The organism is Flavobacterium sp. HSC-32F16 (assembly GCF_024171645.1).
GTDB lineage: Bacteria > Bacteroidota > Bacteroidia > Flavobacteriales > Flavobacteriaceae > Flavobacterium.
In genome coordinates this window covers 37,737-52,019 of sequence record NZ_JALKAC010000008.1, presented here as the reverse complement: position 1 = coordinate 52,019, position 14,283 = coordinate 37,737, and the positions used below count along the sequence as shown (strand labels likewise).

The following is a 14,283-nucleotide window of genomic DNA, read 5'->3' as shown; positions in this document are numbered from 1 at the left end:
ATTGTTTAACTATTTTTGGAAACTAATGGCCTACGAACTAACATATTTACTAACAAACGATATAGATATTTTTCTAAAGATTCATGATTGCTTCATAATTCATATTGCATCAGCTGGCGCTATACTTCCAACTGAATTAGCAGCATTAGATCAATTATTAATAAGAAATAAATCTATTGTCTATGATTTTGATTCTGTTTTTGAAGTTCAGATTAACCCTAATTTGCAGCAACTTTTAAAATTTAAAAATGCACAAGAAAAAGATCGTTATCTAACTGATTTTATTAGAATTGCAAAGAAAGGGATTTTTTCATTTGACAAAACAATTGTTGAAGACAGCACTGACCCTTTTTATCATTTGGTTGCTTGGCCAAAAAGCCCCTTCAATCCTCACAAATTAGATGAATTATTGCCAATTGAAACGCCTGAATATATCTCTAGCAAAATAGAAAACAATATAAATGAACTCTTTAGAACATTCAATAGAGACTCATTATTTGATAAATTTGAATTATTAAAAAACATATAATTATGATATAAACATTTAAAAACATATTTCATATTAGATAGTTTTTCCCGCTAGCGCAAGCATCTCGCTTTTGAACACCAGCAATAGAAAAAGCTAATCTTTCAAATCAAAACACAAAAAAAGCTCCGCAAACGGAGCTTTTAATTTTTAGAATAACAAAACCTAAATTGCTTTGACCATTGTCACATTATCGCAGGCTTTTTGAATTTGTTTATCTGTAAACTGAGATAAAACTTTAACCAAATCTCTGCTGGTTTTGAGGCAGGCTAACATTTTTTGTCTTAAAACGAGATCGTTCCCAAATTCGGTATTGAGCAATACTTCGAAAACTTCTTGCAAATACATTGGATGTTTTTGAAATTCGCCGTCGAAACTTAAATTTGAGACGAAAATGGCTACTGACCGCATTACGTCGCGGTGTGTTTTTTGATTTTCTTTTGTCATGTTCTGAAAATATTAAAACGCACGAAACCCTCATCTTCGGTTGTGACAAAACATTCCTTAGGAATGAGATTAGGGCTATCACTAGCTCCAGCAACGTGAATGAGGGCTTCGATTATATAAAACTTTGAAAAGTCTCAGTATATAATCCTAATAAATGTTTTGTCGATGACAAACGTACAAAATTAAAGCTATACAAAGAATAAAAAAATAAGATATTTTCTTACAAATTTAAATTTCAGAATTTCCTTTTAAAATACGTAATCGCCCCAGTTGACCACAAAGCCAGAAAAATTAAAACGGGCTGAAAAAACAATCTTATTAAACGCGCCTGATCTGTGTCGAGTCCAAAAGCGGAAGTTTTGTTTAAATATTGAGCTATGTTACCCGGAAAAATCAATACATAAAATACAGCCAGCGCAATACCCACAAAAACTTTATATCGAGTTAAAAACAACATACTAAGTCCTAATGTTATTTCTACAATTCCGGAGAGAATTACAACCAGATCTTTGTCGAGCGGTATCCAATTTGGAACTTGTGCCTGAAAATCGGCTCTTTGAAAAGTAAAATGTCCTATTGCGGCTGTAATCATAAAAATTCCTAATAGAATTCTAAAGAAATTCTGCGTTTTTGTTGTCTGTATATTTTCCATTTTTAAGATAATTTGTGGTACGAATTAAAATTTTCACTCAAATTTATAACATTACCCATAAATTGCTTTGTACATTATCTACTAAATACTTATCTAATATCCATGTTTAAATTTAATTCTAAATTAAATAAAACACTGCCAAAACAGGCTGTATATAGCTCCAGAAAGTTCTAAATGGCTCTTAGGAATCTTTATTCTACAAAAAATAATGCCTTTAAAATACTTTTCTTACATAAATAAGTATCTTCGCAGTCATGAACCACTAACCAAAATTTTCAGCAAAATGTCCTTTTTTAATGTATTTAAAAAATCAGATTTAGAATGCCCAAGATGCCTTGGAAAAGGATTTGTAGACTGGGAAGATATACGACGTTTAAACAAACAATTAAAATGGGTTCCCGCGCCATGTGCTTACTGCAATGCTTCGGGAAAAACTACTCCCGAAATGCTTTTAAAAGTTCCTGTAGACACTACTTACCTCACGATTGACTTACCTGAATCTGAAATAGAAAAAATTAAAAATGCAGATGCTGAAACTCTCGAAAAAGGACGCATAAAAGAACTTTTTTTCGACAATCTAATAAAATACGCTGAGCATCATTATTTAACCCAAAACATGAATGCTGAAAATATCGCTGATTTGTATTTAAAAACCGAAGATGAAACGGCCTTATTTTCTTTAGAAAGAGAGAATTTAATACAGTATATCGAAAAAGTCATCGAATTAAAAAAATCTGAATTTAATTAACCATATTCATTTTATTCCAATAACAACATTTTCTAAACTCAACCTTTATCTTCTTTGAGTTCGTGAACTTTTGCATCTTTGAGCCTTAAAAAAAGGAAAAACAGGTATAAATACGCGGCGCCTGAATTTTATTTAGCTGTATAATTGCATGCAATAATTTTTTTATTTTAGAATATAGTTTTTCGAAAGAAAGCTTGTTAAATTTTGTCACTTTTTTTTTTGGAACAAGAAAGTGGGATTTCAAATCGCTGGTAACGATTAGAAATCCCACTTTTCTTTTTATCTTTTTTTACTAAAAGTGTTCTGCAGCTTAAAACTGAGTATTAAATCGAAGCGATGCTTTTACCATGGCGAGCGCTTTAATACTGCTGATGGGAAACTCAACCGTTTGATGATCCGGATTATAGGATATAAATTGCACATATCCTTCACGATCTGATTGTTTTAAATAACTGTTTAAAAAATAGTCGTTATTATCATTGTTAACGTATATCAAATACATTTCGCCCCAAATGATATTATTTTCAGGATTATGTATTCGTTTATAAACTACGATATCACCCGTTTTTAAAAGCGGATACATACTTTCGTTTATTAAATATAAAGCTCCGTCGTATTCGGAAATTCTTGGAAGATTTAAAAAACTTAGAGGTTTTTGAATATTATTTTCTCCAAATAAGTTGATAATTTCCTGAGTAGTTTCAATATCATAGACTGGAATATTACGGCTCTGCGCCTTTTCGGTCTTTTTATAAACTACTCGTTCTTCATTTAAACTATTGTACAACAGCATTTCACCATGCCCTCTTAAAAGCCACTCTGAATTGATATCCGGATATTGCTGTAAGATATTTTCTAATTTATCTACACCAATTGTTTTATTATTCTTTAATTGACTGGCAAACGAACCATTAGACATTCCTACTACTCTTTCAAACGCCCTTACTCTAACCCCTTTGTGATCTAAATACTGTTTAATTCTTTTAATTGTATTCTCCGCCATAATCTTTATTTTTTATAAAATATCTTACAATATATTTGCAACTAAGAAATATCCTACGTATATTTGTCTTACTTTTAATACAAAATATACAATGCGCAAAAATATAAAATCTCAGCCAAGTTACAACCAAGAAGTGTTAAAGATTATAAAAGAAAAACACGGTTATTCTTACGATTATATCCGTAAATCGATTCGAGGCGACCGTACAGGCATTATATGCGATATGATTAAGGCTGAATACAAGAGACTAGACAATGAATATAAAATAGTAAGAGAAAGTCAGGCCAAAAGATTAAGAGACGAACAAAGTAAACTTTAATATACAATTTACTAGGGCAGAAAACCATAATATCCAAAAACAATGGTCCTCTCTTTTCATCAGGAGTATTCATAAAAGTATTTAGAAAACCGCTATCTTTCCAGGTAACTATATGAAAGGACCAAATCATATCTATTTAAAAAATAGATTACAATATTAGATATGCAGCTAATCCGGGCGTATCTAATAGTAAGCCCCTAGGAAAGCAAAGCCGTAAAATCATCTTACGGCTTTTGTTTTTTTTATCCCAAAAAAGATTTAAGTGCTTTTTTTAAATACAATTTCTCGGGTTTGTTTATTTCTTCAATTACAAAAATCCAGCTTTTATCAAGACTTATTTTTTTGCAAAAATTAAGAACAAAAGACCACTCAGCTTTCTTGTTTTCAGTTTGGCGGTTAATCGCAATTTCAATCACAGTAAGCCATAAAAACCAATATTTTCCGTTTTTAAAATCTTTTATAATAGTTTGTAAAACACTGTCATTTCCGTTTTCAACAAATTTAGAATAACTCAACAGGCCAATTCTGAGCGTATTGATATAATGTTCGGCAATTTTGCTGTTTTTGCTGTTATCATTCGTCAGTTTTATGGCGATATTTAAAAGTTGTAAAACCTGTTTCTTTTGCTCTTCCGGCGTTTTATTAAGATCCAGAAACCATAAAGCATCTACATAATGGTAACCCGGCCAGAATTTAAAAGTACAGTTTTGATACAGCGTACTCTTGATCGCATTATTTTCCAGCAAGGCTGCTTTCTGAATTTTATCTTCGGCATTAACGGCAATTAAAAGCCGGCTTCCTTTTATCCGCGGCTCCAGTTTAGACGAATGCACCAGCGCTTTGCCAATCATAAAATCTTTTGTAATGGTTACCGATGTGTCTCTTTCTCCAATTGTCATCGCGCCCACACTTACAGCACCGCGAGGCAGTAAATAAAAATCAGTATCAGTAAAAGAATCATTAAGCAGAAAACATTCGCGGTAAATTTCGGTAAGACAGTTTATAAGCGCCGAATAATCCTCGGAATAAACCAAAAGACAATCTGAAGAAATGTTCCCTTTAAGCCTTTTGTCATCTTTTATAATTCTAAAAGCAATATCATAAAACTGCAAAAGCAATTCTTCGGCCTTTTGATGGTCTTTTTCAATCATCTTCGTAAAGCCGAGTAAGTCGATATAAGCTAGAATTTTTTCCATAGAAAATGGGTTAATCAAAAAATCTTTTAAATTGACAATTAAATATTTAGATATAAAATTATTATTATTTCACGCAGATTTAACAGATTCAGCAGATTTTTTTATTCAATAAAACCTGAAACAAAAACTTAGCCGTTTAGCGACTGAAAAATCAACTTGAAACTTGAAACAAAACTATATCTTTGCAGCCTCCACGCCCAATAATAAATTAAAGCCCAAAATCAATATGACACGAGAACATTACATTCCCTTTAATAAGGAATTCTTACTCGAGCAACAAATTGCAGCTTTCGCCGAAGACAAAGAAAAGATTGATGATTTTAGAAAACTTTTCGAAATTATCGAACATTATTATCATTATGAATCTTTTAATCTAAACCGAAACCTAAAGCAAAACTACGCTTTATATGATCCGGATTTAAGCGAAAAAGAACGCGAAGGTTATATTGGTAAAAGTGATTTTTCGATTTTTAAAGAAACCCTTCTTACTGTTTTAGAACGCGGTAATTATTACCGAATTAACGAAGAAACTTTAAAAGAAGCTTTTGAAGAATCTGATTTAATTGGTTTAAATTTGATAATTGATTTTAATGCTTTTAAAGATTACGAATTGTATGCGCGCGGTCATCATAAAGCAAAGGAAAAAGTCAAAAAATATTTTTTCTGGAAAAAAGAAGTTGAAATCGAATATTATGAAAGAGTTCTTATTTACCTTAATTACAGCGACGCCGATTATCTGGCCGCAAAAAAGGTTAAATTAGGAAAAATGCCAATTGATCCGGGTTCGATCGCATTAAAAATCTTTAAGCGTGTTCCTAAAAATGATCTTGAAACTGTTTTTCCAAATGCAGTTCCTAAAATGTCTCTCAAAGACAAAATGCTGCTTTGGGTTCCTGGTGTTTTTGGTGGAATTTCGCTTTTAAGTGCCAAAGTAATTCCGGCTCTTATTAATATGTATGAGGCTTACCAAACCGGCGAAACGATCGATTTATTAAACAGTAAAACGTCTTTAAATCAAGGCTTGATTGCTTTGGGAATTTTGGCTGCTTATTGTTTCCGCCAATACAATAATTTCATAAACAAGAAAATCAGATATTCTAAAACACTTTCTGATAGTCTGTATTTCAAAAATCTTGGAAACAACAGCGGTGCTTTTTATTCGCTTTTAAATTCATCCGAAGAAGAAGCTTTAAAAGAAACCATTTTGGCTTATGCTTTTTTAAACCGAAGCCAAACACCATTAACGGCTCAGGAACTGGATTTTCAGATTGAATCCTGGTTTGCCTCAAACTTAAAAACCGAACTGGATTTTGATGTAAACGATGCCTTACTAAAACTAGAAAGTATTGGTCTTGGAATTGAGAACAACGGAAAATGGAAGGTTATTCCGTTAAACGAAGCGTTAATTAAAATTGATGAATTGTGGGATAATGTTTTTCAATACAATCAGAATTAAGTTTAAAATTTAAATGCGATTTTTTAACTTAAATAATATATTTTTTAGGAGCATACTTCTTTATCAATCCGTAATTTTGTAAGAACAATTGTAGATTTTAAATTATATTTAACCTCACAAACAATTGTTATCAATAACGAGTAAGATAACTTTAAAGACCCCAAAAAATGAAACTTACAAATTTTTTAAGCGATCAGGGCTATGATATTATTCAGGGCCCTGTTAGAAACCACAAGCCATTGCAATTATGGATTAAAAAACCATTTGACGAAGCACAGCTTTATTACGCCCATATAGAGCATGCTTTTAAAAGCAATGTGGTTTTAAACGAAATTGAAAATCCGGCACTAAACATCAATTCTACCCAAAAAGATGATTACGGATTTAATATTGGTATCACACTTCTTCAACAAATCATGGAGACGCTTGGTTTGGGAACATTTGAATTAACTTCAAAAATTAAATCAGGAAAAAAAGTAACCATCAGTTATGATAATTCGGTTACCAAAGAATATGCAATGGGAAATCTGGAAGATTATATGTTTGGAGCCGATTTTCTGCATCCAAATCCTTCTCTTCTAAAAAATGCCAACCGAAATTATATTCTGGTTATAAGCGGTATTGTTTTCGCAAAAAATGTAATTGTTGATATAGAAACTGATTTTGTTTTAGAAAATAATTTAGTGGCCAGTTTAAACGAAATTGCCAGCGGTAAAGTCGATTTTACAATCAACAACCAGAAACAGCTCAAAATGGTTTCTAATACAGACACCCTTTTTCCTGTAGCGGTAAAAGCCAGCCGAATCGATTATGACAAAAGCCGATTTAAAAAATTAAAATTAGTAACTGATACCAGTGATATATTTTAATCCAATTAATTAAAGCGCGCAGGAGAATGAAAACTTCTGCGCCGCTTTTTAGAATTTACAACCTCACAAAAAAATATCCTTTGAAACTATCCAATTCTTCTTCAAACGAAACAAATTCAAATTATACCTGTTCTTGCTGCGGCGAAACTTACGACGAAATGCCTTTATGTTTCGGCAATGAATTTCCTGCTTACTACTATTCTGTTCCGCCTGAAGAAAGAGAACAGCGAATTGAGTATGGCGGGAGCTGGTGTTATGTCGATGAAGAACATTTTTTTCACCGAGGAAGATTAACCATCCCGATAATCGATTATCATGAAGATCTCGTTTTTAATGTCTGGACCACTATAAGTAAGGATAATTTCTGCCTGCGAATGGATTTATGGGAAGATCCAAATCGTGTTAACCAAGAACCTTATTTTGGATGGATGCAGACTGATGTTCCTGCGTATGGCAAAACCATTTCTCTTAAAACCATTGCCATAGAACAAGAACTGGGACTTATTCCCGAAATAAAAATGATCGAAGAAAATCATCCTTTAAAAATCGATCAGGAAAACGGAATTACTTTTGAAAAAGCCGTCGCTATTGTAAATGAAATAATGAAAATACAACACGGTAAAAACTAACGGAAATTTTATTAGATTTACGGTAACTAACCTTATAAAACCAAAAAAATGAGAACATTAGACCAATGGTTTGCAGAATATGCCGTAAGTCATCAAAACCCAAAAAACAAAGCGATACATTACATTTGCGTTCCGGCAATTTACTTTTCTATTGTAGGTTTATTAATGAGTATTCCGAGTGGTATTATTGCCAATACTTTAAAACTAAATGCACCCATTATCGAAAACTGGGCTTTTGTAGTTTTGCTTTTTGTTCTTATTTTCTATATAAGATTATCGATTGCAATGGCGTTAAAAATTGCCGTTTTTTCAGGAATTTGTCTGGTTGTTAATTATTATATCGGCCAGATTTTTCCGTTATGGGCATTCTCGATCGGCGTTTTTGTAATTGCTTGGATTGGGCAGTTTTATGGTCATAATATTGAAGGCAAAAAACCGTCTTTCTTAAAAGACCTCCAGTTTTTATTGATTGGTCCGGCTTGGGTTGTAGAAAATTTATTTTCAAGAAAGTAAATCATGAAAGCTCAAAAAACCAGCAGAACAGCTCAATATATGGCTTTCTTTAGAGCGCTGGAAACTAAACGCAGTCAAAATAACCGACTTTTTTCAGATCCTTATGCTGTACATTTTGTAGATTCTAAATTAAGGCTCGCTGTTCGATTGTCCAAATATCCGGTTTTTGCAAAATACATCAACAATGTAATTAACAAAAAGATTCCGGGTGCTTTATCTTCTGGAATTGCCAGAACAAAATATATTGACGAATTGCTTAAAACAGCCGTTTCAAAAGGTGTTGAGCAAGTTATAATTTTAGGGGCTGGTTTTGACACCAGAGCCATACGTCTTGATTTTTTAAAATCAGTTCCTGTAATAGAAATTGATCATCCTAATACGTCAAACTTTAAAGCCGAAATCTATAAAAAACGTATTGGCAGAATTCCAGAAAACGTCACTTTTCTTCAAATTGATTTTAACAAACAAAGCCTCGATCAATTGGCAGTAGAAAACAACCTGGATTTTTCTAAACCTACGGCCGTAATATGGGAAGGTGTAACCAATTACCTAACCGAAGAAGCAGTAAAAAGCACCTTTTCTTTCATTTCTAAATTTGCTAAAAACAGCTGCGTTATTTTTACTTATGTCCATAAAGAAATACTTTATAAACCTGAATTATTTTTAGGCGGAGAAAAGCTTTTAAAAGATCTTGAAAAATTAGAAGAACATTGGACTTTTGGTTTTATACCCAATGAATTACCTGAGTATTTAAATCAGTTCAACATACAGCTTTTAGAAGATTTAGGAGCTGATGAATACCGCCAAAGGTTTCTTCCTGATCGTGCTGAAAATGGATATGAGTTTTACAGAACGGTGTTTGGGATAAAAAAAGATTCAAACTATTGATTAAAAAAATATTGACAATACTCCTATTCTCTAATCATCTAACCAAAAACCACAAAAACGAATGAAAAAAATCACCTTTTTCTTATTATTTATACTAATTAATAACGCGTTTTCTCAAAACGGGAAAATCTATTTAAAAAACGCAAAATTCAAAGCAGGTGTTGAAAATACTTATGTGTACGAACCACCAGCAGGTTTAGTAATAGAACCTAACTCTAAAGCTAATGTTCTATATGCTTTTGATGATGATTTTGGTTTAGATTTAAGTCCAGTAAAGAAAAGTGAAAAAGGTTATGAATTTACCGCAAAAGTTCCAGATGCTGCCAGAACGATTTTAGTTGTAATAAGCGACTTGCAAAAAATTGCCGATAACAATAATAATAAAGGATATATCGTACCTCTTAAAACAGAAAATGAGTCTGAATTAGGCAAAACGCAGGCTAATGAAATTTTCATTCGCCATTATGGTATTAATTTATTCAAACTAGATTTAGATGATAAGCCAGAGAATCTGGTTCCTGAATATGAAGCTTTGTTCAAAAAATATCCTGAATTAAAAAATGACAAACCTTATTTCAATTACTTGTACAATCTGGGAAAAGTTAAAAAATCAGAGCTTAAGGATGAAACAATAGCTTTTGCCGAAAGATGTATGAAGAAAAACACTGAAAGTAGTTTAGTTACCGCCTATTATATATACGGAAGGTATGGTATGACAGCAGAAACAGAAAAAATTAAAAAAGATGTCTTAAAAAAATACCCGAACGGGGAAATGCAAAAAACAACATTTATTCAAGGTTTTATAGATCATCCTGACAAGAACGAAGCTTATGTTTTAGAATCAATAAATACGCTTAAAACAAAATTTAATGATCATTCTAAAAGATCATTAAGTTATTTCTATGGAAATTTAGCACGCATATATCTGGATAAAAAAGATCTTGAAAAAGCAAAATCAATCGAGTCTTATTTATATAATCCCTCAAGTACATATAACGACGCTGCCTGGATTTTGTCTGGAGAATCCTTAAAAGCTCCCGGCAAAGATCTTGACTTTGCTGCAGCGATTTCTAAAAGATCATTAGACCTTTTGGAGGAAAAGAAAAAAGAAAATTATTTTCCGGACTATCAAAGTTTGTACAATATGTATGCAGATACATATGCTCATATACTTTACAAACAAGGTAAATATAAAGAGGCCTTTAATTATCAGGACAATTTAAGAAAAATTGGAGGATTAGATTCTAATGGTAAGGAATGTTATTTAGCGATTCTTGAAAAAGTCAAAAGTCAGGGTGAAATTAAAGAATATATCGAAAATGAAATCAATAGCAATACTGTTCCTCCAGCAATATTCATTACCAAATTAAAAGAAATATACGCCGCACAAAATCTTCCTCCTGATGGCTATGAAAAATTAAAAGAAAAAGCAGATCAAAACCTTAAAGCGGCCAGAGCGAAAAATGTAATAGATACTTTTGGAACTGCTGTTGCAACTGATTTTGCTTTGAAAAATATGGAAGGAAAAGAAGTCAAACTTTCAGATTACAGAGGTAAAGTTGTAGTACTTGATTTTTGGGCAACATGGTGTGGTCCCTGTAAAGCTTCTTTCCCTAAAATGCAGGAATTAGTTGCGCAATACAAAGACAAGGATGTCGCTTTTTTATTTATAAATACCTGGGAAAACAAAAAAGAAGATGAAGTTTTAAAAAACGTTACAAATTATATAACTGAAAAAAAATACAATTTTAATGTTGTTTTTGATTCTAAATCAGAAGTGGTGGCTAATTATAGAATAAATGGAATTCCAACATCTATTCTTATTGGGAAAGATGGAAATATTCTGTTTTCAGGCCATGATAACGGTAACTTAGAAGAAATGATTGACAATGAATTAAAATAGATTTACTCAAAATCTTAAAGTTTAAAATGCGCAGTAAAAACAACTGCGCATTTTTTATTGGTATCTTTATTGAACTAAAAATCAACAGATTATTAATCCTAAAAAACATATTTTATGAAACTAACGTATTACGGCCATTCGTGTTTTTCTGTTTATGCTAACGGAAAACATCTTCTTTTTGACCCTTTTATTACACCAAATGAATTAGCCAAACACATTAATGTCGACGAAATAAAAGCTGATTATAATTTTATTTCGCATGCACATTACGATCATATTCTGGATGTTGAAAGAATTGCTAAAAATACCGGAGCTAAAGTCCTGGGAAACTTTGAAATCTACAACTGGCTTTTAAAAAACGGAATTGAAAATGCACATCCAATAAATCCGGGCGGAAAATTCAGTTTTGATTTTGGAACTGTCAAATGTGTTATAGCACAGCATCCAAGCAGTTTTATAGATGGAAGTTATGGCGGAATTGCCACTGGTTTTGTTATAACGACTTCTGATGGGAATTTTTATTACAGCGGCGACACTGCCCTGACTTTAGACATGAAACTGATTCCGAAATTTACCAAACTTGATTTTGCTGTTTTCCCAATTGGCGATGGTTTAACAATGGGAGTTGAAGAAGCAATTGAAGCTTCGAAACTGGTTGGAGTCAATAAAATATTAGGTGTTCATTACGACACTTTTGGTTTTATAAAAATGGATCATCAAAAAGCTTTAGCCGATTTTCAAAAAGCTGGTTTTAATCTTTTTTTACCAAAAATAGGCGATACAATTGAACTGTAACATTTTCTATATTTCGTGAATGGCTATTTTTTTAGCGAAATAAAACTGAAAAAATAAACGTCATATTCTGTTGAAGCCTGATTTTAAATATTTTTTCAAAAGGCATTAAAATTGTTTCTTAATTAATTATTAACCAAAATCTTAAAAGTAATGAGTACATCAAAAATAAACGCATCGAATTCTGAAACCCAATTTGCAGAACTTTCCGAAAGAAAAATTGCTTATCGTTCTATAGGCGAAGGAAGTCCGATAATTCTAATTAATCGTTTTAGAGGAACATTGGATACTTGGGATCCATTGTTTTTGGATCTTCTGGCCGAGAAACATCAGGTTATTACTTTTGATTATTCCGGAATTGGCTATTCAACAGGAACGCTGCCAACGAACGTTAAAGAAGTAGCTAAAGATGTAAAAGATCTCGCTGATTTTCTGAAAATTAAAAGTGCCATTTTTATGGGTTGGTCGTATGGCGGATTAGTGACACAAGCGGCAATACACCAATACCCGGAATTGGTTACACATACTATATTACTGGGAACGGGGCCGATAGGAAAAAGAGTCATACCATTGGAACAATCATTTCTGGATCATGCGCTAAAACCAGTAAATGATTTTAATGATGAAGTTATTCTTTTTTTCGAACCGGAATCTGAAGAAAGTAAAAAGGCAGCAAAAGCTTCTCATGACCGCATTGCTCAAAGAATTGATGTTTCTAAAATTCCTTCGACTATGGATATTTTTCAACTGTATTTTGCAGGAGGCGAAAACGCTGCCGAAGACAAAGACAATTATAGAGATAAACTAACAACTACAAAAACACCCATTTTAATTATTTCTGGAGATCATGATACGAGTTTCGCTGTAGAAAATTGGTATCCGCTGACGAGACAACTGCCAACATCACAACTAATTTTGCTGCCACAAACAGGACATGCTCCTCAGCATCAAAATATTCCATTGGTAATAAATTATATCGAAACTTTTTTACAGAATACAAAATAGACCTTCGTGAATTTTAAACTTCACTAAAGTTAATCATGGCTCGCACATTTTCATACAGCTCCGGAAATTCTTTTCTAAAGATTTCCGGAGTTTCAAAAAAATGTTCCAGAATTACGGCAAGAAATTCAAATTTGCTGGTATAAGCATATTCTCTAAAGTATTGCTTTTCTTTAAGCTTATTCGTTAAGTGCTGCTGGTCAAAATATTTTTCTATTTCAGTAAATTCATCATAGAAAATGACGGCACTGGGATCTGCACTTTTTCTGGAATAGAAATGCAGAACATGTGTAAATTCATGTAATCCGAGATTAATATTGTCTTTGCTTTGATGTCCCTTAAAGAAATCTTCCCACGAAAAAACAACCGATTTCATTCTGGGGTTATATTCTCCTTTATGATATTCCTCATTAATTGCAGAATAATATACTGAGGGATAGATTACAATGTTTTCAAATAATTCGAGCAGATAGGTTCGCATTCCAAAAGTGAGCATTACGTAGGTTCCTGCAATGATTAATTTCATTTCCTGCGTAACTTCAATGTCTTTTCCGTCGAAATTATAACGGTCTATAAAACATTTTACACGATGTTCAAAATAGGCTTTCTTTTTATCTGGAAGGTTTAAATAAAATGGAAATTCACGACGCAAAATCGTTTTATCGGCACCATTCATTTTATTTAAAATGGGATGCCAAAAAATAAACAACGGCTTATTAAAAAGCAATAAATAAGTGGGTTCAATGATTCTGAACACAATTATTAAGACAAATAAAATGCCGCCTAAAAAGAGAAAAAGCATAGTTTTAATTCAATTTAAAAACAGAAAGCTTTATTGGTCTCTGTTTTGCTAAAATATAAAATTGAAATTAAATATTTCTTTATATTAGCCTGATAATCTTAAACCAAATCGTAAATAACTTTTATTAAAAATGAAAAATATAAGGCAGATTGAATTGGATAAATACAAGAGTCCAAATTATGAATTAATAGAAAACGGAATTTACTTTGACAAAAATGATGGTGATTTATATGTATTTGCCGTTACATATGAATTAGAAGAAAATGAAGATTCACAATATCCGCTTGAAGATATTCTGGATGAATTTTACCTGCACGTTTCTGATTTTGTTGATGAAGATGCTTTTAATACTTCAAAAGTGGTTACGCTTGAATTAGGAGGTGATTTAGAAGATGCACAAAAAGCGGTTAAAAACCTGATTGGAAAACGCGCTTACAATGCTGAAGATATTGATGAAGACGGAACAAAATATGTAAAATTGGTTATTGAATAAAAAAACGCTATTTATTTGTTTATAAATATGTTAAGTTTATTATTA

General features: G+C 32.1%; 17 protein-coding genes. 12 read left to right on the top strand and 5 right to left on the bottom strand.

Annotated elements, in window-relative coordinates:
* Positions 1–25 precede the first annotated feature (25 nt).
* Positions 26–529: a hypothetical protein gene (locus L1276_RS19135; protein WP_253790674.1), complete on the top strand. Its 504-nt coding sequence runs from the start codon at positions 26–28 to the stop codon at positions 527–529.
* 162 nt (positions 530–691) lie between these two features.
* Here the strand turns inward: L1276_RS19135 and L1276_RS19130 are convergent, their stop codons facing one another.
* Complete coding sequence (locus tag L1276_RS19130; protein ID WP_253790672.1) at positions 692–973, bottom strand: hypothetical protein; 282 nt, start codon at positions 971–973, stop codon at positions 692–694.
* A gap of 235 nt (positions 974–1,208) precedes the next feature.
* Positions 1,209–1,625 carry a hypothetical protein gene (locus L1276_RS19125; protein WP_253790670.1) on the bottom strand — a complete coding sequence of 139 codons (417 nt, stop codon included), beginning with the start codon at positions 1,623–1,625 and terminating at the stop codon, positions 1,209–1,211.
* Positions 1,626–1,908: 283 nt separating this feature from the next.
* Here L1276_RS19125 and L1276_RS19120 point away from each other — a divergent pair, with 283 nt between their 5' ends.
* Positions 1,909–2,373 (top strand): hypothetical protein, encoded by a 465-nt coding sequence (locus L1276_RS19120; RefSeq protein ID WP_253790668.1) that lies wholly within the window; start codon positions 1,909–1,911, stop codon positions 2,371–2,373.
* A 310-nt stretch (positions 2,374–2,683) separates the two neighbouring features.
* On the opposite strand, the gene L1276_RS19115 is transcribed toward L1276_RS19120, so the two are convergent.
* On the bottom strand, positions 2,684–3,376 hold the full coding sequence (locus L1276_RS19115; RefSeq protein WP_253790666.1) for a S24 family peptidase: 693 nt from the start codon (positions 3,374–3,376) through the stop codon (positions 2,684–2,686).
* 133 nt (positions 3,377–3,509) lie between these two features.
* Between L1276_RS19115 and L1276_RS19110 the strand changes: the two genes are divergently transcribed.
* A complete protein-coding gene (locus L1276_RS19110) occupies positions 3,510–3,695 on the top strand; it encodes a hypothetical protein (protein ID WP_253790664.1) in 186 nt (61 codons plus the stop codon).
* Between the two features lie 242 nt (positions 3,696–3,937).
* On the opposite strand, the gene L1276_RS19105 is transcribed toward L1276_RS19110, so the two are convergent.
* Complete coding sequence (locus L1276_RS19105) at positions 3,938–4,891, bottom strand: hypothetical protein (protein ID WP_253790662.1); 954 nt, start codon at positions 4,889–4,891, stop codon at positions 3,938–3,940.
* Between the two features lie 226 nt (positions 4,892–5,117).
* Here L1276_RS19105 and L1276_RS19100 point away from each other — a divergent pair, with 226 nt between their 5' ends.
* From L1276_RS19100 to L1276_RS19065, 8 genes are all read left to right on the top strand, one after another.
* The gene (locus L1276_RS19100) at positions 5,118–6,347 is read left to right on the top strand and encodes a TMEM143 family protein (protein ID WP_253790659.1); all 1,230 of its coding nucleotides are present in this window, start codon (positions 5,118–5,120) and stop codon (positions 6,345–6,347) included.
* A gap of 167 nt (positions 6,348–6,514) precedes the next feature.
* Positions 6,515–7,216: a hypothetical protein gene (locus L1276_RS19095; RefSeq protein ID WP_253790657.1), complete on the top strand. Its 702-nt coding sequence runs from the start codon at positions 6,515–6,517 to the stop codon at positions 7,214–7,216.
* A 26-nt stretch (positions 7,217–7,242) separates the two neighbouring features.
* The gene (locus tag L1276_RS19090; protein WP_253790655.1) at positions 7,243–7,845 is read left to right on the top strand and encodes a DUF2199 domain-containing protein; all 603 of its coding nucleotides are present in this window, start codon (positions 7,243–7,245) and stop codon (positions 7,843–7,845) included.
* Between the two features lie 48 nt (positions 7,846–7,893).
* Positions 7,894–8,358, top strand: coding sequence for a DUF962 domain-containing protein (locus tag L1276_RS19085; RefSeq protein ID WP_253790653.1), 465 nt, complete (start codon positions 7,894–7,896; stop codon positions 8,356–8,358).
* Positions 8,359–8,361: 3 nt separating this feature from the next.
* Positions 8,362–9,246: a class I SAM-dependent methyltransferase gene (locus L1276_RS19080; RefSeq protein WP_253790651.1), complete on the top strand. Its 885-nt coding sequence runs from the start codon at positions 8,362–8,364 to the stop codon at positions 9,244–9,246.
* A 61-nt stretch (positions 9,247–9,307) separates the two neighbouring features.
* Positions 9,308–11,149 (top strand): TlpA disulfide reductase family protein, encoded by a 1,842-nt coding sequence (locus L1276_RS19075; RefSeq protein ID WP_253790649.1) that lies wholly within the window; start codon positions 9,308–9,310, stop codon positions 11,147–11,149.
* A 114-nt stretch (positions 11,150–11,263) separates the two neighbouring features.
* On the top strand, positions 11,264–11,944 hold the full coding sequence (locus tag L1276_RS19070; RefSeq protein WP_253790647.1) for a metal-dependent hydrolase: 681 nt from the start codon (positions 11,264–11,266) through the stop codon (positions 11,942–11,944).
* A 150-nt stretch (positions 11,945–12,094) separates the two neighbouring features.
* On the top strand, positions 12,095–12,946 hold the full coding sequence (locus L1276_RS19065) for an alpha/beta fold hydrolase (protein WP_253790645.1): 852 nt from the start codon (positions 12,095–12,097) through the stop codon (positions 12,944–12,946).
* A 13-nt stretch (positions 12,947–12,959) separates the two neighbouring features.
* Here L1276_RS19065 and L1276_RS19060 read toward each other — a convergent pair whose 3' ends face one another.
* Positions 12,960–13,745 (bottom strand): zinc-dependent peptidase, encoded by a 786-nt coding sequence (locus tag L1276_RS19060; protein WP_253790644.1) that lies wholly within the window; start codon positions 13,743–13,745, stop codon positions 12,960–12,962.
* Positions 13,746–13,875: 130 nt separating this feature from the next.
* Here L1276_RS19060 and L1276_RS19055 point away from each other — a divergent pair, with 130 nt between their 5' ends.
* The gene (locus L1276_RS19055; protein WP_253790642.1) at positions 13,876–14,238 is read left to right on the top strand and encodes a hypothetical protein; all 363 of its coding nucleotides are present in this window, start codon (positions 13,876–13,878) and stop codon (positions 14,236–14,238) included.
* The last annotated feature ends 45 nt before the right edge of the window (positions 14,239–14,283 follow it).

Excerpts from the sequence above, each read along its gene's own strand:
- L1276_RS19095 (WP_253790657.1), top strand. The coding sequence starts at position 6,515 with ATGAAACTTACAAATTTTTTAAGCGATCAGGGCTATGATATTATTCAG.
- L1276_RS19100 (WP_253790659.1), top strand. The coding sequence starts at position 5,118 with ATGACACGAGAACATTACATTCCCTTTAATAAGGAATTCTTACTCGAG.
- L1276_RS19090 (WP_253790655.1), top strand. The coding sequence starts at position 7,243 with ATGAAAACTTCTGCGCCGCTTTTTAGAATTTACAACCTCACAAAAAAA.
- L1276_RS19105 (WP_253790662.1), bottom strand. The coding sequence starts at position 4,891 with ATGGAAAAAATTCTAGCTTATATCGACTTACTCGGCTTTACGAAGATG.
- L1276_RS19065 (WP_253790645.1), top strand. The coding sequence starts at position 12,095 with ATGAGTACATCAAAAATAAACGCATCGAATTCTGAAACCCAATTTGCA.
- L1276_RS19120 (WP_253790668.1), top strand. The coding sequence starts at position 1,909 with ATGTCCTTTTTTAATGTATTTAAAAAATCAGATTTAGAATGCCCAAGA.
- L1276_RS19130 (WP_253790672.1), bottom strand. The coding sequence starts at position 973 with ATGACAAAAGAAAATCAAAAAACACACCGCGACGTAATGCGGTCAGTA.
- L1276_RS19125 (WP_253790670.1), bottom strand. The coding sequence starts at position 1,625 with ATGGAAAATATACAGACAACAAAAACGCAGAATTTCTTTAGAATTCTA.
- L1276_RS19135 (WP_253790674.1), top strand. The coding sequence starts at position 26 with ATGGCCTACGAACTAACATATTTACTAACAAACGATATAGATATTTTT.
- L1276_RS19055 (WP_253790642.1), top strand. The coding sequence starts at position 13,876 with ATGAAAAATATAAGGCAGATTGAATTGGATAAATACAAGAGTCCAAAT.
- L1276_RS19075 (WP_253790649.1), top strand. The coding sequence starts at position 9,308 with ATGAAAAAAATCACCTTTTTCTTATTATTTATACTAATTAATAACGCG.
- L1276_RS19060 (WP_253790644.1), bottom strand. The coding sequence starts at position 13,745 with ATGCTTTTTCTCTTTTTAGGCGGCATTTTATTTGTCTTAATAATTGTG.
- L1276_RS19080 (WP_253790651.1), top strand. The coding sequence starts at position 8,362 with ATGAAAGCTCAAAAAACCAGCAGAACAGCTCAATATATGGCTTTCTTT.
- L1276_RS19115 (WP_253790666.1), bottom strand. The coding sequence starts at position 3,376 with ATGGCGGAGAATACAATTAAAAGAATTAAACAGTATTTAGATCACAAA.
- L1276_RS19070 (WP_253790647.1), top strand. The coding sequence starts at position 11,264 with ATGAAACTAACGTATTACGGCCATTCGTGTTTTTCTGTTTATGCTAAC.
- L1276_RS19085 (WP_253790653.1), top strand. The coding sequence starts at position 7,894 with ATGAGAACATTAGACCAATGGTTTGCAGAATATGCCGTAAGTCATCAA.